Genomic DNA, 20,999 nt, shown 5'->3' with positions numbered 1-20,999 from the left:
GAAAATTGCGCCGATTGCGAGTCGGGGGGATTTCGATTGCGAGCCACTACAAATAAGGAGACCTGCGGCATGTACCTTGGCACACAAGTAGACGCCCGTGAGGACGATGATTTTCGCGTATGGGCACAGCTTGGTATCAAACATATTTGCGCCGATCCTGAAGGCAAACCCACCAGTTGGACCCTAGACGATATCCTGCGCCACCGGGAAAAAGTGGAAAGTTTTAGTCTGGTACTGGACATGATCCAGTTGCCGATGTCGTCACGGCCGGTCGAAGAAGCTTCCTATCCGGATATTTTGCTGGCGGGCCCCGATCGGGACCGGCAAATCGATAACGTATGTCAGATGATTGAGAATATCGGTAAAGCAGGTATTCCTGCCGCCAAATATAACCTCAATCTGATCGGCATTCCGCGTACGGAGATGGAGCGCGGGCGCGGAGGCTCACTCAACGAAGCCTGGCGCTGGGATAAAGCTGATCATCACGCGGCCCCCGGCCTTGCCGGGCAGCTTTCGGAAGACGAGAACTGGGAACGCACCGACTATTTTCTTTAAAGGGTGATCCCGGTCGCCGAAAGCAACCGCGTGCGCCTTGCCTGTCATCCTCATGATCCCTACACCCCGCCAGGCTATAAAGGCGTAACCCGCGTGCTGGGCACCGTCGAAGGCTTAAAGAAATTTGTGACGATGCGTGAAAGCCCATACCACGGTCTGAATTTCTGTCAGGGCTCTATTGCGGAAATGCTGGATAACCCACGTGACGAAATCGACGATATTATTCGCTGGTTTGGCTCGCGCCAGAAAATCTTCAACGTCCATTTCCGTAATATCAGCGGCGGCAAACTGTCCTTTATGGAGCGTTTCCCCGATGAAGGCGATATGGATATGGTGCAGTCGTTAAAAACCTATCGCGAAGTGGGCTATCCGTGGATGATTATGCCCGACCATGTGCCGACCATCAGCGGTCGCGATCCGGTCGGCGTCGCCTTCAGCTATTGCTACGGCTACATTACTGCGCTGCTGGAAGCAATGGAAGCAGGGCATTTATAGAAAAGTTCTCACTTTTAAGGCGGAATTAGTCGCCTTCTACAACAAACCTATACCGGCTGGCTCAGGGCATGCCTGCCGGTAATTGTTCAACCCAAGACACCTATGACAATCGTATTTTAGGAGCTGTCCTTTATCCTTAGGCAAACGTGCTAAGTATTGCGGCACCGGCCCCGTTTGTATAACACTTCAATGTACTCGAAGACGTACTTGGAATTCCACATAATGAAATAATAATCAGATATATAATCACGACATTAAACTACCGGATGCCGATTCGGAGGTGATCCGATTTTTCTCTCATTCACAGGTTTCTGGAGGTGTACCACGCATACGGAATAAGCAAAGCGCCCTTGTCCGGTACCGGGCGGGCGGTCACGGAGCAGGGGATAAAAACAATATATAAAAGAAAATGCAGCTGACGGAGCGGCACATATTGTGCCTATGAGCCGCTGAGCGACGCGAGCTTTGGTGAAGATCCGGAACTCAGGGTTTCCGGATCTCCGGTGAAAAGAGAAAAAAGAGGATAGGTTATACATACCCATATGCTAGGCATCTGCATATGTATAACATATACAAACCAATCCTAAAGGCATATACTTCACCTATGCGACAATACTCCCTGGCACACTCAGCATATGAGGAAAAACCATGCGCACAGTTTTAATTTTTAAAAACGGCAACAACCGCGCCATCCGTCTGCCCCGCGATCTGGATTTTGAGGGGATGAGAGAACTGGAGATCGTCCGGCGTGCATCCCGTATATTCACTCATTCACTCCCTAAACATAGGACATGAATTAACGTTACCTTCGCATTTTTGCCATTTTTATTAATTTTATGTCAAAATCACAATAGTCAGGAAAATACACTTCACGTTTTTGACGTGACTGACACTGATTAGAACCGACTACGTCGGCATCTATTCATGCTGACTCCACTAAATAAATACCGATTCATATATAAGTTAGTCAACACCCAAGAAAAAGACAACAAAACTAAATTTAATACACATATAATACTCTTGGTGGACAATATATCTAAAAAATGAAAAGAAAATACAGCAATCAGACTTTCTTTGTGATGTAGCTAACAATTTATAAACTGATAAGCTTTATTATTTAAGCATTGTTCAGTTTGCTAGTGGTAACCTCATGAATGGATAACATTTAATCCAACGGAGGATTTCAAGGTAAAATAGAGGAATTACAATGAAGCTAAAAATACATCAAGAAGCCAAAATATCTGAAATTGGACCTTGTTGCTCTGATTTCACAGTGGAATATGCACTTCTGGTGAAAGATAAAATATATGTTGCTTATTATGATGAAAATCATTCCATAACGGTAGCAAGCAGGAACATCAAGGAAGGGCGATGGAAAATAAGTCATCCGAAAGGCCAGTGGTTACCCGAAAAAAAGATTCATGCATCAAACAGAATTCGATAGTCACAATTACCTCACTCTGGCAATGGATAATAAAGGACATATACATCTCTCGGGGAATATGCATAAAGATAAAATGGTCTGGTTCCACTCAACTAAACCTTACGACATTCATTCCCTCGTTCAGGGGGAAATGACCGGACAACGGGAAGACAGCGCCACGTATCCGTTATTTTTTTATGGCAGAAATGGAGAACTCTTTTTTCGTTATCGTGATGGAGAAAGTGGAAACGGTGACGATATCTATAACCACTGGAATGAAGATGAAAACAAATGGACCAGATTGCAGGACAATCCATTATTAAGTGGTGAAGGCCTCAAAAATGCATACGCCCGTTTACCCGTATTTGGCCCGGATAATCAATGGCACATGATCTGGATGTGGAGAGATACACCCCATTGCGAAACCTGCCATGATCTCTCATATGCATGCAGTCCGGATCTATTCAAATGGTATTCACATGACGGTTATCGTTTATCCGTTCCAATCACCTTGCAGAAAGATGAAATTATCGATGCCAGTCCTGTAAAACACGGGCTGATAAATATGAGCCAGAATATTGGTTTCAGTGCCAAAGGTAAGCCGTTAATTACCTATCACCGTTATGATAAAAAAGGTTTTTCTCAGGCTTGGATTGCCAGACCGCAAGAGAATAAATGGCTGATAAAACAAATCAGCGGCTGGGAATTTCGTTGGGAATTTAGTGGGATGGGTTCAATTCCTCCTGATGTCATTATCTCTGCGCCCTATTTAAAAGATCATCATCTTATTGTCGATTTCAGATTATCCACCGGTGAGAGTGGAAGCTGGTTTCTGGATCCAGAAACGCTGGATGTCATAAAGACTTATTCAGGACCTGTCTCACCTCTTCCTGAACGTTTTTATATACCCTACGAAGGACTTGATACGGAGGCAAAAGTGCAGATTATACCTGAGCTGTACCAATCGTCCCCATCTTATTTTTTGCGCTGGGAAGCGTTACCTATTCAACGAGATATCTCTTCAGGAAAAAGTATACGTCCAAGTATGTTAACCCTGGTAACTACCGAATGTTTCCCGGAAGGAAAAGGAGATTAAAACTATGTCTTCAGCGTCAAAAAGCGCTTACATGCGGATAAGCATTTGTTTGTTCCTTTTTTATTTCTCATGGTCAACAACTTGGTCATTTCTGGCTATCTGGCTTGGAGATAATGTTGGCTTTACCAGTACACAGATAGGCTATACCCTGTCTGTAAATGCGCTGTTTGCACTCGTAATAAAGCCGGTGTTTGGCTTCATCATGGATAAACTTGGATTAAAAAAATCTCTGTTAATCTGCGTGGCTATTGCTTCGGTATTCGCAGCTCCATTTTTTATCTATATATATCAGTATCTGTTGATGACCAGCATGGTTTTAGGCATGCTTCTCGGAGGGTTGTATCTGGGCACAGCTTATCTGGCGGGTGTACTGGTTTTTGAAACATATGCTGACCGATACAGCCGGGCATTCGGGTTTGAATTCGGCCGGGTCAGAATGTGGGGGTCTCTTGGCTGGGCGATCGCTTCTATTTTTTCCGGGCAATTATTTAATATCAATCCTCATTTTAACTTCATCATTACTTCCTGTGGTGCAGTTGCTGTTTTACTCATTCTTTTTACCCTTAAAACACAGGGCGACGGTATTGACTGGCAGGCAGTTAATGCATCAAGAAAAGATCCCGTAAACCGCAAAGATGTCCGTATGCTGTTCCGTCATGCCAGCTTCTGGGTTCTGATGCTGTTTTATGGAGGTATTATCTGGATGATGCAAAGCGCAGAACAACAATTTCCACGTTATTTTGTGACGTTCTTTACCGACCATCATACAGGTAATGCCGTACTGGGGTATATGGGATTTGTTCAGTCAGCATGTGAATTTTTGCTGATGTTCTCAATCCCTTTTCTGGTAAACCGGATAGGAGCCCGCAACGGTCTTCTTCTTGCTGGATTTGTTATTGGGCTCCGTCTTGTGCTGTCTGCCCTTGCAACTGATCCCTGGATGATAATTGTCATTAAACCGCTTTATGGGCTGGAAATGGCGCTGCTACTGGTTTCAATTTTTAAATTTCTCGCCGAGCATTTCGATAAGCGTCTCACCGGAACCATTTATATGATACTCGGATGCTTTAATTATCTCGGGATTACAGCAATAAATCCACTGGCGGGATTTTTTTACGACAAACATGGCTTCGCCTCCACATATATGGTTATGGGCTGCGTGGCGTGGTTAATCACGCTTGCAGGGATTAAATTCTTAGGAAAACAAAAATCTTTATCGACTGAGGAATCAATACACAATGCAAGAGAAGAGGTTAAGGCAATAAAATAAAAACTTATCTTTTAATATTAATACCGCCCTTCAACAAGACTGGCGTCACAAAAACTAATGCTCAAATCTCAGGAATAAAAATGAAAGTAAACCTACCTCTCCTTTTTATTATCAGCGCTATTCATCCTATTTCAGCCTTCGCGGCTGGTGCGTGGATTGAAGGTCGTGAAGCTTTTAACACCGCTTCAGAGCAGCATGAATTTGTTCTGCGGGGGGGATATAACTTTAATGATGGTGCAGGCATTATGCTAACTAATGCTTACAATACCGGTAAACTAGATCAGTTTAAGCACAGCTATAATGAGCTCGAAGGATGGTATCCGCTTTTTAAGCCGACCACGGAGTTCACTGTCTCACCCGCGCTTATTCTCACTGACAACACCGATGGTTCAACTGTATCGCCATATGTTGATTTTAACTATAAATTTACGCCTGATTTTAATGTCACATTAAGATATCGATACAATAATAAAAACTATGATAGCGTGGATCTTAGTGGTAGTAAAAATAAGGACAGCACACATCAGTTTGTTATGTACTGGAACCTCAAAATTAATGAAGAATGGACCTATACTTTTGAGCCGGATTATTTTATTCATGTTAATGATTTCCATAGTAAAAACGGGAAAGATCATAACTGGGAGCTTAATAACAAGCTGACTTATACCCTGACACCACGGTGGAAGCCTTATGTCGAGGTATCATGGCTTGATCGGTGGGATCAGTACGAACGTGAACAATATCGTTTCAGGGTAGGGATTAGATATTATTTTTAGGTAATTATTTATTTGGGTCAGTAATGTATTCCGTCATAACGATGGAATACGCTTCGCTTCATAGCTACATATTCAGAATGTACCGGCAGATATCCTGAGGCAGATTGTTGCGGAGTTTTTGAGCGCTCTCCACCGGAACTGACACACTGCGGATGCTGATGGGGCTTCCAGTTTCACAATGGGATCAGTAATTTCATATGTACAGCGTGGCCCGGAGTAAGAAAACGGCGTCTGTCTCGACTGTAAGCGCCTGTGATATAAGATGGCCAACAATTTTGGCGTTCACATTGGCTGCAAGGCACAGGCCACTGTCCAGCATTCATTACCGGTGCGCTGCTTCGTTTCCTGGCGGGCCAGATCAGCTGAAGCTGATCTCAATTTCCTGACGTGTTCTCTTTACTGCTTTTTCCTCAGGGAGTTAATGGCCCTTGATCCTGCCGTCACGACGTTGTTTCGCACCATACAATTTCGTTCAAAGCCCTTTTGCGATGCTCCGGCAGAGGAACATTCTTGTCTTCTGTGTTACTCGGTTTCGGAACTACCAGCTTTCGGATCTCAGCGGAAAATGAGAGAAGAGACCCTATACCTGACATATCCATATGCCACATATCCGATAAGCCATGCGCACACATACCTCTAGCATATGCATATGCCTACCCTATACAAATGCTAAATTACTGCCTATACTGAGCATATGCGCACACCCGGCGTATAAACACCTTTCGGAGAGGTCCGAATATCGGGAGAAACACCATGCGAACCGTATCAATATTTAAAAATGGTAACAACCGCGCCATCCGCCTGCCCCGCGATCTGGATTTTGAGGGAGTGAGCGAGCTGGAGATCGTCCGGGAGGGGGACAGCATCATCCTGCGTCCCGTCCGGCCGACATGGGGTTCATTTCTTGAGCTCGAAAAAGCCGATCCGGACTTTATGGCGAAGCGCGAGGACGTTGTCACCGACGAAGGACGATTTGACCTGTGAATAAAACGTATATGCTGGATACCTCTATCTGCTCGTTCATCATGCGCGAGCAGCCTGAAGCGGTACTGAAACGTCTGGAGCAGGCCGTCCTGCGTAACCACCGTATCGTGGTGTCGGCGATCACCTATGCCGAGATGCGCTTCGGTGCGGTAGGTAAGAAAGCCTCGCAGCGTCATGCCCAGCTGGTTGACGCGTTCTGCGCCCGCCTCGATGCCGTTCTCGCCTGGGATCGCGCAGCAGTGGATACCACGACTGAAATCAAGGTCGCACTGGCCGCAGCCGGGACACCTATTGGGCCGAATGACACGGCAATTGCAGGACACGCCATCGCGGCTGGCGCCGTACTGGTGACGAATAATACGCGGGAGTTTGAGCGGGTGCCGGATCTGATCCTTGAGGACTGGGTTAAATCGCCTCAGTCAGATTTGAAGGAATAAATGTCCGCTTTGTGCCAGATATAGTCATCCACACCCTGAGAGTTACACTTTTAAGTGATTCAGGGTATGCGCTTATTGGTTACGAATATTATGCCAGAATCATTAGGAGTGTTTCCGGGGTTCAGGCAGGGGAGGGCTGTTGTAAGCGGCCTTCTCGCTGCAGGATCGCGCTGAGAGGCCGTACAGCGGGGCCTGTAAGCACTGTTATGTTAAAAGCGTGATGCCTGGCGGGTACGGAAAAAACTGTGCCTCCGGACTTACGCCCGCGGCAATACGGCCGATAACCGTTATGCCTCCTGCAGGGACTGATGATTGACCATAGAGACACCTGAATGTATTCGTTTCCCGGACAGTAGCCATTTTTTGCCTTCTGCAGCGAGTTCAGGCTTGCAGAGCCGCATTTTTCTTTCATGCTGAAAACGGGCTGTTCTCCTGCAGGAGCCGGCGCGTTTGCCGTAACCTGTGAACGAGAGCTGATTCTTCAGCCCGCTAAGAAAGATGGAGGGTTTTTACTGCTTCTTTTCAGCCGGCCAGCCGGATAAACGTCCGGCTGGCTGAAAATGTTTTTTTACCGGAGATACTGATGAAAACGATGGTTCTTTCCCTGCTTGTGATTCCATTTCTGTCAGATGCGGCTCTGACCGCGCCCAGTTATCCTGGCTGTAATATCAAAGAACAGCGTCTGATTAAGGGCGAGGCGGGGGGATCTGTTTCAGATCCGCTTCAGGCCCATATTTCCATGCGCTCTAACATCCTGCAGGCGGATATCAGTACCGCACGTAAGGCCCGGGTCCTGACTCAGCCAAAAGCCGATAAACTATGGCAGCGTGTCGAAGTGGTGCGTCGTGATGTTGACAGATTAGTGCAGAAGCAAGGCTTTCTGAGCACGGGAGAACGTGCAAGCTATGATCGTGAATTGGATGACGTGGCGAAAACACTCTGCCAATAAACGGCTGGTTCTTGTTTCGGTGACGGGACAGCCGTTCCTGTTGAGGCGACCTGGCATGAGAACGATATTTTCCCCGCTTACGCTTGTTATCGTGCTGCTCTTTTTTACGATTAAAACCGGCCTGAGTCTCCGGCTTACTGCGATAAAAGCAAGAGTCACAGTATTCCTCTTTGTACCGCCGTGATGGCGTTTTTTTGCCCTGAAAACGGGCACGCCGCTACTTGGGCTGTGAGGAGGCTGCTGAATACGGAATCTGTTATGAAAGCGCGCTCCGTCGTCACTTCCTCTTTCCGCATGTCCGCCAGTCTGGTGAGCGCGCTTTCGGCATCGGCGGGGCGAACCTCTTCAAACTGCTTTTCCCAGCCTTCACCGGTCAGTTGGGGGATTTCTCCGTGTCAGATCTTTTCAGGGCGGCGATGTGCTGACCTTTCTTAAAAAAGCAGAACTCCGGCATGGTGGTAAGCGTCCAGCGAGAACCGTATTGACGGGGACGGGTTATTCAGTTGACAGTGCTACGCGCCAGGGGAGCAGTTCACTCAGCCAACCCGTCATCGCCAGCGGTGCAACCGGCAGCATGGCTTACCGCTCATGAGCACCTCTCTTTAAGTCATCTTAAATGACTCTGAGGTGTCTGTTAAACCCGTGGCGATTCAATCAGAAGATACGGAAGTGCGCTGGTGCGAAACACGAGTCGTAATGACAAGCTGACTCTGAATTTCAGGATAAAAAAAGGACCAGTACAGGGCTGGTCCTGTGTGTTAGCCGGTAAGTTACTTCACCTGTTTTTGGAAGCGACGCAGCAGTTCATTGCCACGTTTTACTGCATTATTGAGTGCGACTTCCGGCTTCTGGTCGTTCAGGAAGACCGGTTCCAGCTCTTCATCAATAACGGAGATGATTTGCATCATGTTGCCGAGGCGGAATCCCTTGGTGTAAGGCAACGGTGGCTTGTTCATCAGCTGCTGAAGCGGCACCTCTGCGCCCGGATGATCTTTATAAAAGCCCTGCTGCTTGGTGAGTTCATAGGCTGCTTTTGTCACCGGCAGATAGCCGGTTTTCTGATGCCACTCAGCGGCGTTTTCTGGCAGATCGAGGAACTGCATGAATTTCGCCGCACCTTTATAGGTATCAGCATCCTTACCTTTCATCACCCAGAGGCTTGCCCCGGCAACGAAGGAGTTCTGCGGTGCGCCTTTGACGTTTTCGTCGTAAGGCATCATGCCCACGCCCCAGTCAAACTTGGCGTATTTCAAAATGAGCGTCAGCGAAGCCGAGGAACCGGTTGCGATGGCACAGTCGCCACTCTGGAATTTCGCTGCCGCTTCTTCCGCTCGGCCCAGATAGGTCATGTTGCCTTTCTTGTACATGTCCTTCAGCATCTGAATGTGCTGGATGACCGCCGGGTTGTTAAAGGTCAGCTCGGTGTCCAGGCCGTCAAAACCGTTATTCTTTGTCGAGAGCGGCAGTGCGTTCCAGCCGCTGTAGCTGGTGACCTGATGGAAAGCCAGACGACTCGTACCATAAGCACACGTCACACCGGCTTTGTGCAGCGCATCTGCGTCTTTCGCCAGTTCCTGCCAGGTCTTCGGCGCATGATCCGGGTTCAGACCGGCTTTATGGAACAGATCTTTGTTGTAAAAAATGACGTGCGTAGAGCTGTTAAACGGCATCGAGATCAGCTGGTTTTGTGAGTTACTGTAAAAGCCCGCCACCGGTGCGATAAACGCGTTCGCATCCAGCGGTACGCCCGCGTCTTGGAATACTTTATAAACCGGCACAATCGCATTCGATGAGGTCATAGTAGCTGTGCCGACTTCCCATACCTGCAAAATCGCCGGAGGATTACCGTTGCGCACGGCAGCAATGCCGTTCGCCAGGCTCTGCTCATACGCGCCTTTAAAAGAGGCCACAATCCGATAGTCGGACTGTGAGTCGTTGAAGCGTTTTACCAGCGAGTCCAGCTTTTGGGCATTGATACCGTCCATAGAATGCCAGAACGCAATGTCTGTAGTGGCAAGCGCATTACCGCTGATAGCCAGCCCCAGCGCTGTACTCATCAGGCAACGACGAAAATTAAACGCGGACATAGTGTTTTCCTGTTTAGAAATTTATGAGCGAAATCATTCATGGTTTGTTCGCGACGTAGCATGGCAACAGTTTATGAAAGAATAACTGCAGTAATATTTCAAGGCTAAAGCAAAGAATATGTGATTGTTATCGCTCATTAAACAGATGTCTTTAAATTAACAAAAAGTGCTCTTTTGATAGGTGTTTGAAAAATATATAACTGAATTAAAGTAATAAAATCTTCATGATCATCCAGCTTGACTGGGATTCTTTTCGCTCATACGCTCACAAACACTCACTGAGTATTCACAATCAAACCAGTGAAACCATGCCATTTCAGACATTGATTGACGCATGGTGTAACTCGCTCATATTCTCGGAACAAATCAGTGGAATATGGGATGAAAGCTTTGATGAATACTGCAGAAGAGCGCCAGAGAAAGATCGTTGAGTTGTTACAGGAAGAGCTGTTTCTCGACATCACAACATTGACACGACGTATGAGCGTTTCCGTTGCGACCATCCGGAGAGACCTAGACGAGCTTGAACAGGCAGGTTTGCTGAGAAGAACGCACGGTGGAGCTGTCAGCATGAACCAGGTAGCGCAAGACCCAACGCATGCCACACGCGCTGTGTCACGGCAGCCACAAAAAGCGGGCATTGCCGCAGAAGCGGTCAGGATGATCGCAGAGGGTGATGCGGTTCTACTGGATGCAGGAACCACTACGCTTGAAATAGCCAAACTGCTGGCAGAGCGGACGGATTTGACGGTCATCTCAAATGGTCTGGATATCATTAATGAGATGACCCGTGCTGAGCGGCAGAATTTTTACAGCGTCGGCGGTGAATTTACCTATGCGAACCGCTCCTTCAGGGGGCCACTGGCTGAAAACTTTATCCGCCAGTTCAACGTGGACAAGCTGTTTTTCAATGCAGCATCGGTGGATCTGGAGCGCGGGCTGATATGCACCACTACGCCCCTGAACGCCAGCGTTGAGAAAGCAATGATAGAAGTATCAAGCCGGGTGATTGTTGTGGCCGACTACTCGAAGTTCACGAAGTCGAGCCTCTCGGTGACCACCCGGATAGATGATGTAGACGTCATCATCACGGACAAGGGCGCCCAGGGCTTTCTTGAAAAAGTACCAGACAAGTGGCGCAGAAAATTTGTGACTGCCACCCCATCACGAAACTGACGGGGCTGCATCACCTGACTTGCGCCGCACCGGATGGAGGCCACAGTGGTGTCGTCAGGACGCTGTGACTGTAAAAGTGCAAAGTGCAGTTAACAGGAACAGAGAATGAATCCCTTGTTAAAATCAGGTCAGGTTCGGGTTGCCGGGCATCGTGGTCACAGCTTTGGTGCACCGGAAAATACACTGGCGGCGTTTCGCAAAGCACACGAGCTCGGTGGTGCAGGCGTCATCTGTGAAACCGACCTGCTGATGACCCGTGACGGTGAGCTGGTGCTCATCCATGATGAAACGGTTGATAAGACCACTAACGGTCGCGGCCTGGTCTCAGCCATGAAGTGGGATGAATTGTCGCGTCTTGATGCAGGCAGCTGGTTCAGCGCCGATTTTGCCGGTGAAAAAATGCCTTCTCTTCGCGAAGCGGTAAAGCTGGCGCGTGAGCTGGATATTGTTTACCAGGTCGAGCTCAAGACCTATACCCAGAATGAACAGCTGTTTGCCGCGCTGCGTGCGCTGGTTGATGAGCTCGACTGCGCCGACAGGCTCCAGTTCTCTTCTTTTGACCTGGTGCAGATCCGCGACATCAAGAAAGTCATCCCTGAAGTCCCGACCATCGGGCACACACATTCCCGCCTGATCGACCCGGTTAACTTTGCGCGTGAAGCCAACGTTGATGCGATCAGCCTTGAAATACCGCATTTCTCACAGTATGAAGCTCGCCTGCTGCATGAGGCAGGGATCGCCTCTAACCTCTATTTTCCGCAGGAAAACATTGCAGCGCTGCTTGAATACGGCGTTGACGTTCGTGCTCAGATTGGAGAGTGGGTGCGTGAAGAGCTGCTGGATCAGATTATGTGTAATGACGTAGCGCTGGTTGCTGCTATACGGAAAGACGTTTATGGCCGTTAATAAAACAGCGGTGCTGGCATCGGTCTGCTCGCTCGCATCAGACGTTGAAGTGATCGCGCGCAATGCGGGTGAAATCACACTCGCGCAGTTCCGTTCGCAGGCAACCCTGCCAGTTGAGCAGAAAGGTAACTTCGATCTGGTGACGGAAGCCGACCGGCAGGTAGAGCATTTCCTGACAGCAAGCCTGATGAAAGCGTTTCCGGGCGACGGCGTTTACGGGGGAGGAAGGCGGCGACATCGCCGGAAGTTCCGGGCGCATCTGGGTGATTGATCCCGGTACCTTTAACTTTGTGCGCGGTGGTCAGAACTGGGCTGTCCCTACTGGCCTGTATGAAAACCGCCGTCCGGTTTTCGGTGTGATTTTCGCACCGGTTCGTAATCTGATGCTGAGCGGTGGTCAGGGGCTGGGGACCAAACTGAACGGCACGCCAATGATGCCCGCTGCGCCTTTCGGTGCTGCGAAAGTCTCTACGGGCCTCAGCTGGCATCCCTCAATCGGAACAGATGCACGGCTGGAAGCGCTGTGCTTTATTTCGGATGAACTGAAGTTCAACTTCCGTTTCAACGGTTCGGCGACGCTCTCCCTGATTGAAGTCGCGATGGGGGAAACCTATGGGTATCTCTCGCTGGTTGACGCAACTTGGGACTTGATGGGGCGCTGCCGATACTGGCAAACCTCGGCGTTGTGCACACTATCGACTGGGATCAGACGGGACTTAACGCCAAGCTGCGCTTTGCCTGTGGCAGTGAAGCCTTCGTGAAAAAAGTGCGCCACTGCTGGATACGCTCAGCCGCAGAGCTTCAGCAGTGGTAACGCTGTTTGACGGGCATCCGCTGCGCCTGCTCACGGTTATCGATCTTTACATCCGCAAATGCCTAGAGATCTGCGTGGAGCAGAATCTGCATTCGGCAGAAGTGGGCAGGATGCTGGCGCAGAGGCGTCCTTTACCACAGTTGCTGAAAACTGATAATGGTTATGAATTTGCAGGGAAAATGCTGGATAAATGGGCTTATGAAAGAAGGATTAGGATCGCCTTCTCTCGCCCGTGAACACCGCCGGACAATGCCACTGTGGAGTCTTTCAACGGCAGATTAAGGCAGGAATGTCTGAACGAGAACTGGCTCATGTCTCTGGAGGATGCCCGGTGCAAAATCGAGGCCTAGCGCTTACAGTATAACCATAGTCGTCCCCATTCTGCACTGGGCTGGATGACACCTTCCGAATTGCCGTTGACTTTTACCGCCTGATTGTTTTGATAAATCTGAATTCCAACGTTTTGTGCAGCGCTGTTAGTATCACCGGCACCGCTTGATGCAGACTGAACGGCAAGTGTGGAGTCATCTTTTCTTCATAAAAAGCTCCTTACGATATTTAAAAATTCTTAAATTAATGACTGCTATTAAACCCTGGAGTGGCAAGATGAATAAAAATCCGACTAGGCTGCCTTGTGATTTTTGATCAGTTTATATATAAAAAAACCATTGTCTGCACCGAACAATTAATTAACATTAATAAATGGCGCCAATCAAACAAAAAAATAAAAACGGTCTTTTTTCTTGGATTTTCTTAAAAAACCATTTTATTCAAAGAAATAGAGTGACGATTAAAGTCCGGCTTTTGATGTGGAGTAACTTCGCCATCAATTATTTGATGTGGCTCAGGTTTTGGGATGGTGATTTAATTTAAAAAAGTCTTTTTTTTGATAAAAAAACAAGAATCTATAAATTTAATGATAATAATTATACCCATGCGGGTTTTAGGTGATACAAATGATTAACAAAGTAAGTACCCTAAAATTAACATACATGATGTGTGCTGAAGTTTTATATTAAACGTTAATTAATTTATTCTAACTAGGCTAGCGTTGCGCAGGATATGGCTAGGAAGGGGCTGTCATTGCGCAGAATATGCATGAAAGGGGTCAGTTTGGATATCGAAAATTATTGTACTATAAGGGCTTCCCCGGCATGTCAACGCCGGTATGCAAGGTTTCTGCCTGCTCAAAATAAAGGGGAGAGACTGCGGTACTATAAACGGCCATGATGAATCGTCATCGATTCGGACCCTGATGAAAGACGCGCGTGAGGTTCTTGTTCGTTAAGTGTAACGGCTCGCAATCGAAATCCCTCTGACTCGCAATCAGCGCATATTTCGACTCACATTAACTGCAAATGAAAAACACCCCCGGCTCACATTAAATGATAATGGGCTCGCATTTATCCGACCCGGCTCGCAATCCATTCCACCGGGCTCACAATAACTGCAAATCAATATCATCATTTTGGCAAACTAACCGCCAGTATTCTGTCGCGTAGTTCGACTGTGCGGGCTGGGTCTATCTAACGAGAAAGCGCCGACTCTGACAGTGTGGCGATTATCGGTTTCCCATGTGTTTGGTATCCTGCATCCATTGCCAGCGTCTGGTATAAATGTATCTTCTGGTCCTTAACCAGGCCCGTTATATGCCGGGTTCCGACCTTATGTCACTGGCGTGTCGCTTTGCTGTCATGGTGGTGTCGCATACGGTGCCGGGTTGATGTGCAAGTATTATCACAGGCATTGCAGAGAACGGGAACAATGATGACTGTAGCTGAAAAAGTGAAAACATATCGTCTGACAAAGGCATGGTCGCAGGAACAGCTGGCTGAAGTGGCCTCTCTTTCTGTAAGGACCGTGCAGCGAACTGAAAAAGGCCAGAAACCGAGTCTGGAAACACTCAGTGCGATTGCTTCAGCCTTTGGTGTAAATGTTTCTGATCTCTCGGAAGAGACTTACGTTGCCAGCCAGGCTCTTGATGAACGCATCAGCGAAGCCAAAATTCAGGTAGCGCAGGAAACCAGGTTTTATCGGATTCTGGTTACTGCTGTTCTGGTATGCACAGCATTAATGATAATTAACTATCAGTTTACCCCGGAAAGTTACTGGTCCGTTGTGGTAGCTGTCATATGGGGAGGACTTGTCATATTCAGGGGAATACGCGTCTTTATCATGCGAGGGAAAATCGCCTTATGGCAACAACGCAGGTTGCAGAAAATTCTTCGGTCAGAAAATAAAAAACCGGATAACAAAACCACCGAAAATTAATGGTGTGCCGATTCACCTGTACTGAAAAAGATTAACTTTCGTAACCGGGACAACTTATGGATATTGCACTCTTTTTAAGAGATACCCCCGTCTGGGTATGGATCCTGCTGGCTTTTTTACTGCGACGCGGCTTTGCTGCTCTTTATGACCGGGAGATGACAATCAGACGGTTGTTTTTTCTTCCGGTGATTTTTCTTGTCTGGGGGGCATATGGTGTTATCACTGAGACAGCACTTGCTGGCGCAAGCCTTACAATGATGGCAGTTGGACTGCCCGCAGGTACCGCTCTTGGATACAGGTTGTGGTGCTCACAGCCACCGCTGAGAAATTCAGATAATCCGGGCATGATTATCAGGGCCGGGACGCCGCTGACCCTGGGGCTGATTGTGATTACTTTTTGCATGAAGTTTATACTTACTTCAGCCATTTATCTGCAGCCGGGATTACGGGCATCCGCAAGTTTTTGTATGTTGTTTGGCGGTGTGACGGGACTTGTTGATGGCGTATTCTGGGGGGGGACCCTGAGACTTTTCATACCCTGGTACAGCAAAAAATGAATGATTAACCGTAACTGCCTGTAATTGAAGCCCCTCCGACCCGCTATCAATTGTTGTTGGCTTACGCCAGATGAAACTGAAATTTTCTCCTGTGGTAAGCGATGGTCGTCCAGTTAGGGTAAACCCCAAAAAAACAATTCCGTGAGACAGTTTTTCTGTCTCATTTGGGTTGTTTTCGTCTCATCCTGGTGGTAAGTTTTCATCATCTAGAGTTAAACGAGACAGTTTTCATCATTATGGCACTTTACGGCTACGACCGCGTATCAACCAGTGACCAGGATCTTACCCTGCAGACACAAATTCTCCGCGCTGCCGGTTGTGAAATCATTCGTGCAGAAAAAACCAGCGGAAGCAGCCGGACCGGAAGGAGCGAGTTGCAGCTGTTGCTGGAGTTCCTGCGCCCCGGTGATACGCTGATGGTGACCCGCGTGGATCGCCTGGCCCGCAGCATTAAGGACCTGCAGGATATCGTGTACGCCCTGAATCAGCTGGGTGTAACACTCAGGGCAACAGAACAGCCAGTGGACACGCGTTCAGCAGCAGGCAAAGCCTTCCTCGATATGCTGGGCGTTTTTGCTGAATTTGAAACCAATCTGCGACGTGAACGCCAGATGGAAGGGATTGCCGCGGCTAAAGCGCGGGGCGTGTACCGTGGAAGAAAGCCCTCAATAGACCCTGCAGAGGTCTGGCGCCTGTACAACACGGAGAAGATGGGGGCCACGGCTATTGCCCGTCAGCTCGGGATCGGGAGGGCGTCAGTCTACCGGGCGCTGGAGAATTATGAGCAGCCGGCGTAGCGTTATCCCGGCTGACTCCCTGTTGCAGCTGCGGCAACGGCTCGATCGCCTGCCGCCAAAAAGCCCTGAACGTGCCACCCAGATTGCCGCGGCCGCTCAGTTGTATGGTATTTCAGTCACGACGGTCTATCGCGCCCTTCGCCTGGTTCTCAGACCACGCACAGTTCACCGCCGCGATCATGGTCAGCCCCGGATACTTCCCTCGTCGGAACTGGAACATTACTGTGAACTGATTGCCGCGCTGAAACTGCGAACGACGAATAAATCCGGTCGCCATCTGTCAACCGGGCGGGCAATACAGTTGCTGGAAGAGCACGGAGTTGAGACGGCTCAGGGACTGATAAAAAGTCCCAGGGGTTTGCTTCGTAAGCAGACCGTTAATCGCTGGCTTTCCCGCTGGCGTCTCGACCAGCCCCGCCTGTTACGGGAGCCTCCGGCGGTAAGATTTCAGGCTGAAAACAGCAATGACTGCTGGCAGTTTGATATGTCACCGTCCGATCTCAAACATATTGAACGGCCTGACTGGGTAGATCCTGCCCGAGGCGAACCCACGCTGATGCTGTTCAGCGTGGTGGATGACCGGAGTGGTGTCACATACCAGGAATACCGGTGTGTGTACGGTGAGGATGCGGAATCAGCGCTGCGATTTCTCTTTAACGCCATGGCGCCAAAAGCCAGACCTGATTTTCCTTTCCAGGGCCGCCCGAAAATGCTGTACCTCGATAACGGACCGGTGGCCAAAAGCCATGTATTCCAGAATGTGATGCAGTCCCTGAAGGTTGACTGGCTGACGCATACGCCGGCAGGCAAGGACGGCACCCGTACGACAGCACGGTCCAAAGGTAAAGTCGAACGTCCTTTCCGGACCGTCAAGGAGGCGCATGAAACCCTGTACCATTTCCATAAACCTGAAACGGAGCTGCAGGCCAACGAATGGCTCTGGAACTATCTGAGCCGTTATAACGCGCAGCGTCACCGCAGCGAGAAACACTCCCGACTGGAAGACTGGCTGGCAAATATCTCCCCGGAAGGAGTGAAAGATATGTGCAGCTGGGAACAATACTGTCGATTTGCCCGGGAGCCGGAATCCCGCAGGGTGGGTGTTGATGCGCGGATAACGATAGATGGCACCGCATGGGAGGTTGAACCGGATATGGCGGGTGAAACCGTCATTCTGCTGTGGGGGCTGTTTGACGAGGAAATGTATGTGGAGTTTACCGGTGAAACATGGGGGCCTTATTATCCGCAGGCGCGGTAAAGCGGCTGAACGGGCCGATCGTATCCATGCTCTGGCCAGACAGCTTAACATTCCCATCAGCGCATTGTCCGGCAGCGATCTCCGCGTGGTCAGTGATGACATTCAGCAGCGCATTGATGAGTTGCCGCATCAGCCCTTTGATGCCAGAAAATTTGAATACCACTTTCCCACCGTTATTGCGGCAAAACTGGCAATTGCCGACGATCTGGCCATACCGCTGGCCAGGATGTTGGATGAAGACCGGGCGTATATCGACAGTATTCTGGCTGAGACGCTAAACCGTAGTGAAGTACTCGCCCGCATCAGAGACTATTTTCGTAACAGACAATCAGGAGAAGACCATGCGGGTTGAAGTGATGGAGCATTATGGACTGACACAGTCTATTGAACAGGCGGGGTATTATGAAACTGCTCACCATAAGCAGCTGATGAAAGACATTAAAGGGGCGATACGCGAAGGACGACTGATAGCCGTCTGTGGCGTGGTGGGAAGTGGCAAAACGGTCACCCTGCGGCGTCTGCAGCAGCAACTGATGGATGAAAACAAAATTATTGTCGCCCGCTCCCTGTCGGTGGACAAACAGAGTGTCCGGCTCGCCACGCTGATTAACGCCCTGTTTTACGATCTGGCGCAGGATAAGCAGGTGCAGATCCCCAAACAGGGTGAACGCCGCGAGCGGGAACTGCAGGAACTGGTCAAAAAAGGTAAGCGTCCGGTGGCACTGTTTGTTGATGAGGCGCATGACCTGAACGGTCATACACTGACGGGGCTCAAGCGGCTGATGGAAGTGGTTGAAGACGGCGGTGGACGGCTGTCCGTCGTTCTGGCTGGCCACCCAAAACTGCGTAATGACCTGCGTCGTCCGACGATGGAGGAAATCGGTTATCGTACCGATATTTTTACGCTGGACGGGATCACTGGCAGCCAGCGTGAATATATCCAGTGGCTGCTGAAGACCAGCACCGGCAAGGGTAAGCCGGAAGATATTCTGACGACCGAAGCAGTTGACCTGCTGGCGATGAAACTTCGTACACCGCTGCAGGTCCAGTTGCACCTGACGCTGGCGATGGAAGCAGGATACCAGACAGGTGAAAAGCCGATTACCGCCACGCTGGTTGAATCCGTCCTGTCACGCCAGCTGGATGAGCTGGAGCCGACGCTCACGCGGCATGGTTACCGGCTGAAGGACATGGTGGAGCAGTTCGATGCAAAACCTGCTGAAATCAGGGCATTATTTAACAATCAGTTAGACCCCGCCCGCACAGCCGAGCTACGCGACAGAATGCTGGCAGTCGGTTTGCCGACATGACGAAGTTGATTTGCAGTTATTGTGAGCCCGGTGGAATGGATTGCGAGCCGGGCCGGATAAATGCGAGCCCATTATCACTTAATGTGAGCCGGTGGCATTTTTCATTTGCAGTTAATGTGAGCCGAAATATGCGCTGATTGCGAGTCGGAGGGATTTCGATTGCGAGCCGCTACAGATAAGGGTTATCGGAAGCTGATACGAAGAAGAAAGGGACACAGGAGAAAATGACGGCAGGCATACCCGGGCTTACCGGCCCTTGAGCAGCACTGGTGAAGGGTAGTTTTCTTGTTGGTCACTGGTTTATTTTCGTTTGATGCACTAGTAACGTAGCGCCTGGCCTTTTGCCGTTATATTATTGAGGGACAACTCATTAATACGGAAAAAAGGAATGGAAAATACCGGCATTTCACAAGGGGAATCCCATGAGTATCGTATGTCGTGGCTTGCATACGTAGTCCCCTTTCTTACATTCATAGTTATTACGCTGGTTGGTTTCTCTATATCCAGATCAGTAACTCCTGCCGCCTCAATTTTAGGATATATTTTAATAGCGTTGTCATTTTTAATCTTTATCCTTAAAGTTATGTTTATAAAAACACTCAAGCTATATATAAACAATGATGGCGTTTATCTCTTTAAGGGGATTTTTCCATGGACTAAAGGTGTTATTGGAACTACATGGAGGGATATATCCGATGCTAATTACTACACTGGATTTATAAGCTGGGCAACAAAATCCTATCGTGTCAGAGTAGGGCATAGGTTCACAAAAACCAGTGAATTGGTTATTCCACATATTAAACACGGAAACAAAGCGGTGATAGAAATAAATGAAATCATAAATGCAAAATATAGGGATATGGCGTAATAGATTTTCTCTAAAAATTCATTTTAATTCATAGCATAGTCAAAAGAGCCACTTTTTAGTGGCTCTTTTGACTAATATATGGTCATAAAAATTTAGCAATTATGCTGCCGGGGAATTGATTCGAAAGAAAAAACATAAAAAAAACAGAAGACATGACGGCAGATATACCCGGTCCAACAGCCGTATGAAAAGTATTCGTGGATGAATTAACTTTATAATTCAACATGTTATATATAATATAAAACCCCGAATGCCGGGGTTTTTGCAAAAAAACAATTATTCTATTAACTGTTCTGGTTCACAATTATATATTTTAGATAATTTGACAATGCTTTCTCGCCTTGGATTATCTGATTTCTCAATTTGAGCAATGTTTGACTGTTTTACTCCCATTAAGTCCGCAACTTCTGTTTGTGTCAAATTTCGATAAACTCTCCAAGCAGCAAGCAATCCAATGTTTTTTCGTACCATTATACTGACTACTTCATGAGGAAAGAGAGTGTCTTCATTCCCTCTTAATTTATCATCACCTGCATTTAGCTCATTACGGTCATTTAAACTAATGAGGCGTTCAAAAAGATCGATAGGCACGACAGCAGATATACGAACTCCTCTCTCATCTGTCACGTAATTAACAATAGCCATAATAAATCCTCGCTTAGTTTGACCGTTTACTGCTAATTAAGGGGTCTAAAGGTCGGCGGGTTTCCCCGCCTCTTTATTAATATGTATTGCTGTTGCGGCGCTCAACACTCTTTATAGTTAGAATCTTGGGCTTCCCACCATCTACTGTATATATAACCCGGTAGTTTCCCACACGTAGCCTGTATTCATCATCCTTGTTATCAGTCAATTTCTTGATATCAAGGTTAGGCTTCTGCGGTTCTGCTGCTAAATCATCGATTGCATCAATGATAGCTGTAGTGGCTCGCAATCGAAATCCCCCCGACTCGCAATCGGCGCAATTTTC

Annotated in this window: 21 protein-coding genes and 4 pseudogenes; 21 read left to right on the top strand and 4 right to left on the bottom strand. The window is 48.3% G+C overall.

The genetic code is table 11. The features are described from left to right. The 10 genes and pseudogenes from IAE50_RS24405 to IAE50_RS24365 all read left to right on the top strand — a co-directional run. A partial coding sequence (locus tag IAE50_RS24405) for a mannonate dehydratase (protein ID WP_234467323.1) occupies positions 1-555 on the top strand: 555 nt, incomplete at its 5' end. Positions 556-558: 3 nt separating this feature from the next. Continuing rightward, positions 559-1,050 carry a mannonate dehydratase gene (locus IAE50_RS24400; RefSeq protein ID WP_309228111.1) on the top strand — a complete coding sequence of 164 codons (492 nt, stop codon included), beginning with the start codon at positions 559-561 and terminating at the stop codon, positions 1,048-1,050. A gap of 648 nt (positions 1,051-1,698) precedes the next feature. After that, positions 1,699-1,812, top strand: a pseudogene (locus IAE50_RS26260) (AbrB/MazE/SpoVT family DNA-binding domain-containing protein); the annotation flags it as partial. Between the two features lie 445 nt (positions 1,813-2,257). After that, positions 2,258-2,494 (top strand): hypothetical protein, encoded by a 237-nt coding sequence (locus tag IAE50_RS24395; RefSeq protein ID WP_200581546.1) that lies wholly within the window; start codon positions 2,258-2,260, stop codon positions 2,492-2,494. Next, positions 2,472-3,569 carry a BNR repeat-containing protein gene (locus IAE50_RS24390; protein ID WP_200581545.1) on the top strand — a complete coding sequence of 366 codons (1,098 nt, stop codon included), beginning with the start codon at positions 2,472-2,474 and terminating at the stop codon, positions 3,567-3,569. The genes IAE50_RS24395 and IAE50_RS24390 overlap by 23 nt, the downstream gene beginning before the upstream one ends. Positions 3,570-3,573: 4 nt before the next feature. Continuing rightward, positions 3,574-4,839, top strand: coding sequence for an oligosaccharide MFS transporter (locus IAE50_RS24385; RefSeq protein ID WP_200581544.1), 1,266 nt, complete (start codon positions 3,574-3,576; stop codon positions 4,837-4,839). An 80-nt stretch (positions 4,840-4,919) separates the two neighbouring features. Next, positions 4,920-5,615, top strand: a complete 696-nt coding sequence (gene ompL / locus IAE50_RS24380) for a porin OmpL (protein ID WP_200581543.1) — start codon at positions 4,920-4,922, stop codon at positions 5,613-5,615. Between the two features lie 753 nt (positions 5,616-6,368). Next, positions 6,369-6,599 (top strand): type II toxin-antitoxin system VapB family antitoxin, encoded by a 231-nt coding sequence (gene vapB / locus IAE50_RS24375; protein ID WP_200581542.1) that lies wholly within the window; start codon positions 6,369-6,371, stop codon positions 6,597-6,599. Beyond that, a complete protein-coding gene (locus tag IAE50_RS24370; RefSeq protein ID WP_200581541.1) occupies positions 6,596-7,036 on the top strand; it encodes a PIN domain-containing protein in 441 nt (146 codons plus the stop codon). The genes vapB and IAE50_RS24370 overlap by 4 nt, the downstream gene beginning before the upstream one ends. 583 nt (positions 7,037-7,619) lie before the next feature. Next, positions 7,620-7,985: a hypothetical protein gene (locus IAE50_RS24365; protein ID WP_200581540.1), complete on the top strand. Its 366-nt coding sequence runs from the start codon at positions 7,620-7,622 to the stop codon at positions 7,983-7,985. Between the two features lie 770 nt (positions 7,986-8,755). Here IAE50_RS24365 and ugpB read toward each other — a convergent pair. Next, complete coding sequence (ugpB, locus tag IAE50_RS24360; RefSeq protein ID WP_200581539.1) at positions 8,756-10,072, bottom strand: sn-glycerol-3-phosphate ABC transporter substrate-binding protein UgpB; 1,317 nt, start codon at positions 10,070-10,072, stop codon at positions 8,756-8,758. 381 nt (positions 10,073-10,453) lie between these two features. Here ugpB and IAE50_RS24355 point away from each other — a divergent pair, with 381 nt between their 5' ends. The 5 genes and pseudogenes from IAE50_RS24355 to IAE50_RS26255 form a co-directional block, all read left to right on the top strand. Then, positions 10,454-11,248, top strand: coding sequence for a DeoR/GlpR family DNA-binding transcription regulator (locus IAE50_RS24355; RefSeq protein WP_234467322.1), 795 nt, complete (start codon positions 10,454-10,456; stop codon positions 11,246-11,248). A gap of 105 nt (positions 11,249-11,353) precedes the next feature. Then, complete coding sequence (locus IAE50_RS24350; RefSeq protein ID WP_200581538.1) at positions 11,354-12,154, top strand: glycerophosphodiester phosphodiesterase family protein; 801 nt, start codon at positions 11,354-11,356, stop codon at positions 12,152-12,154. Continuing rightward, the gene (locus IAE50_RS24345; protein ID WP_200581537.1) at positions 12,144-12,425 is read left to right on the top strand and encodes an inositol monophosphatase family protein; all 282 of its coding nucleotides are present in this window, start codon (positions 12,144-12,146) and stop codon (positions 12,423-12,425) included. Before IAE50_RS24350 ends, IAE50_RS24345 begins: the two co-directional genes overlap by 11 nt. Further along, positions 12,418-12,915, top strand: a complete 498-nt coding sequence (locus tag IAE50_RS24340; RefSeq protein ID WP_375288082.1) for an inositol monophosphatase family protein — start codon at positions 12,418-12,420, stop codon at positions 12,913-12,915. The genes IAE50_RS24345 and IAE50_RS24340 overlap by 8 nt, the downstream gene beginning before the upstream one ends. 55 nt (positions 12,916-12,970) lie before the next feature. Further along, positions 12,971-13,402, top strand: a pseudogene (locus tag IAE50_RS26255) (integrase core domain-containing protein); the annotation flags it as partial. Positions 13,403-14,497: 1,095 nt separating this feature from the next. Here IAE50_RS26255 and IAE50_RS26250 read toward each other — a convergent pair. Further along, a pseudogene (locus IAE50_RS26250) lies at positions 14,498-14,593 on the bottom strand (hypothetical protein); the annotation flags it as partial. Positions 14,594-14,735: 142 nt separating this feature from the next. Between IAE50_RS26250 and IAE50_RS24320 the strand changes: the two are divergent. From IAE50_RS24320 to IAE50_RS24295, 6 genes and pseudogenes are all read left to right on the top strand, one after another. Further along, positions 14,736-15,239, top strand: coding sequence for a helix-turn-helix domain-containing protein (locus IAE50_RS24320; protein WP_200581549.1), 504 nt, complete (start codon positions 14,736-14,738; stop codon positions 15,237-15,239). Between the two features lie 56 nt (positions 15,240-15,295). After that, positions 15,296-15,796 carry a DUF6622 family protein gene (locus IAE50_RS24315; RefSeq protein WP_200581535.1) on the top strand — a complete coding sequence of 167 codons (501 nt, stop codon included), beginning with the start codon at positions 15,296-15,298 and terminating at the stop codon, positions 15,794-15,796. Between the two features lie 236 nt (positions 15,797-16,032). Then, on the top strand, positions 16,033-16,593 hold the full coding sequence (locus IAE50_RS24310; protein ID WP_200581534.1) for a recombinase family protein: 561 nt from the start codon (positions 16,033-16,035) through the stop codon (positions 16,591-16,593). Further along, a pseudogene (locus tag IAE50_RS24305) lies at positions 16,577-18,203 on the top strand (IS481 family transposase). Before IAE50_RS24310 ends, IAE50_RS24305 begins: the two are co-directional and overlap by 17 nt. Beyond that, positions 18,136-19,161: an ExeA family protein gene (locus IAE50_RS24300; protein WP_200581533.1), complete on the top strand. Its 1,026-nt coding sequence runs from the start codon at positions 18,136-18,138 to the stop codon at positions 19,159-19,161. Before IAE50_RS24305 ends, IAE50_RS24300 begins: the two are co-directional and overlap by 68 nt. A gap of 388 nt (positions 19,162-19,549) precedes the next feature. Then, on the top strand, positions 19,550-20,029 hold the full coding sequence (locus IAE50_RS24295; RefSeq protein WP_200581532.1) for a SoxR reducing system RseC family protein: 480 nt from the start codon (positions 19,550-19,552) through the stop codon (positions 20,027-20,029). Between the two features lie 276 nt (positions 20,030-20,305). Here the strand turns inward: IAE50_RS24295 and IAE50_RS24290 are convergent, their stop codons facing one another. After that, on the bottom strand, positions 20,306-20,674 hold the full coding sequence (locus tag IAE50_RS24290; RefSeq protein WP_200581531.1) for a helix-turn-helix domain-containing protein: 369 nt from the start codon (positions 20,672-20,674) through the stop codon (positions 20,306-20,308). Positions 20,675-20,750: 76 nt separating this feature from the next. Further along, a partial coding sequence (locus tag IAE50_RS24285) for a type II toxin-antitoxin system RelE/ParE family toxin (protein WP_234467320.1) occupies positions 20,751-20,999 on the bottom strand: 249 nt, incomplete at its 5' end.

The sequence above is a fragment of the Kosakonia sp. S42 genome (assembly GCF_016624785.1).
Classification (GTDB): Bacteria; Pseudomonadota; Gammaproteobacteria; order Enterobacterales; family Enterobacteriaceae; genus Kosakonia; species Kosakonia cowanii.
This window is presented reverse-complemented; position numbering and strand designations above follow the sequence as displayed.